Annotated in this window: 3 protein-coding genes; all 3 read right to left on the bottom strand. The window is 53.0% G+C overall.

Annotated features, from left to right (window positions below; translation table 11 throughout):
* Nucleotides 1–181: 181 nt before the first annotated feature.
* Nucleotides 182–556 carry a desulfoferrodoxin family protein gene (locus WMO66_RS00015; protein ID WP_289051924.1) on the bottom strand — a complete coding sequence of 125 codons (375 nt, stop codon included), beginning with the start codon at nt 554–556 and terminating at the stop codon, nt 182–184.
* Nucleotides 557–577: 21 nt separating this feature from the next.
* Nucleotides 578–1120: a rubrerythrin gene (gene rbr / locus WMO66_RS00020; protein WP_349134358.1), complete on the bottom strand. Its 543-nt coding sequence runs from the start codon at nt 1118–1120 to the stop codon at nt 578–580.
* 72 nt (nt 1121–1192) lie between these two features.
* A complete protein-coding gene (locus WMO66_RS00025) occupies nt 1193–1342 on the bottom strand; it encodes a helix-turn-helix domain-containing protein (RefSeq protein ID WP_349134359.1) in 150 nt (49 codons plus the stop codon).
* Between the last annotated feature and the right edge of the window lie 6 nt (nt 1343–1348).

The raw sequence follows: 1348 nt of genomic DNA on the forward strand, positions 1-1348 counted from the left end.
TTGAGTCCTTCCCGGATGGTATTGACAATCTCCTGATCGGGATTGAGCTTGATTTTCATGTTCGCCACCTCTTTCTTGATTGTGGCTTTATCATACCGCAGGACAAATCTTTTTTATGTGACGAGGTTACATTGATAAAAAAATCCGGTGCTTTTTGAGCACCGGATTTTAAGAAGGTGAATTACGCTTTCCACAGACTGTGGAGGTTGCAGTAGGCGTAGACCGCTTCGACCTCATCACCCTCGCAGAGAGCAAAGCAGACCTCCGGCTTTTCGCCGGGATGCAGCTCTTTCCGCTGATTGCCCTGCTTGGTCTGGAGAGATACCCACTCGATGTAGTGCTCCGGCAGCATGGGGTGCTCCACGGAGCCGACCTTGACATGGACGATGCCGTTTTCCACAGTCCAGACAGGGACGTGCTTCTCCACGGCGGCGTCGGTGGTGCCGGGAACGATCTCACTCATCGGCTCACCGCAGCAGATGACGGGAACGCCCGTGTCCTTGACCTTGGCAATGATGTTACCGCAATGCTTGCAAATATAAAACTTCTGCTCCATGATGATTCTCCTTTTCTTTCTTTAATAATTCCCCGCGTGAATTTCAAAGTAGCTCTGGGGATGGTTGCAGGCGGGGCAAACCTCCGGGGCTTTCTCACCCACGACGATGTGACCGCAGTTGCGGCACTCCCACACCTTGACCTCGCTTTTGGCGAAGACCTGCGCCGTCTCTACATTGCGCAGCAGGGCGCGGTAACGCTCCTCATGGTGCTTTTCGATGGCAGCGACCAGACGGAAACGCTGTGCCAGCTCGTGGAAGCCCTCCTCATCGGCGGTTTTGGCAAAGCCGTCGTACATATCCGTCCACTCGTAGTTCTCGCCCTCAGCGGCGGAGAGAAGGTTTTCGGCGGTGTCGCCAATGCCGTTCAGCTCTTTGAACCACAGCTTGGCGTGTTCCTTCTCGTTATCAGCGGTTTTGAGGAACAACGCCGCGATCTGCTCGTAGCCTTCCTTCTTGGCCTTGGAGGCAAAATAGGTGTACTTGTTGCGTGCCTCGGACTCGCCGGCAAAGGCGGCCATCAGGTTTTTTTCTGTTTGAGTACCTGCGTATTTCGTTTCTTTCATGGTCGATGCTCCTTTCAGCTTTTCTGCTTTCATTATATCAGAATTATGATTCCGTTCTGTAACAAAGTCACATTATTTCAAGCAATTTAGTCTGTTCTTATCCCGTAGCGTAATCGCGCCGCGTCTTAGTTCCACAAGCCCGTCCTCCGAGAAGCTTTTGAGCATCCGTGCCACCGCCTCCCGCGCCGAGCTGATGTGCTGGGCGATCTGCTCATGGGTCATGCGTAT

The sequence above is a fragment of the Faecousia intestinalis genome (genome assembly GCF_040096185.1).
In the GTDB taxonomy this organism is placed as follows: domain Bacteria; phylum Bacillota; class Clostridia; order Oscillospirales; family Oscillospiraceae; genus JAZOXB01.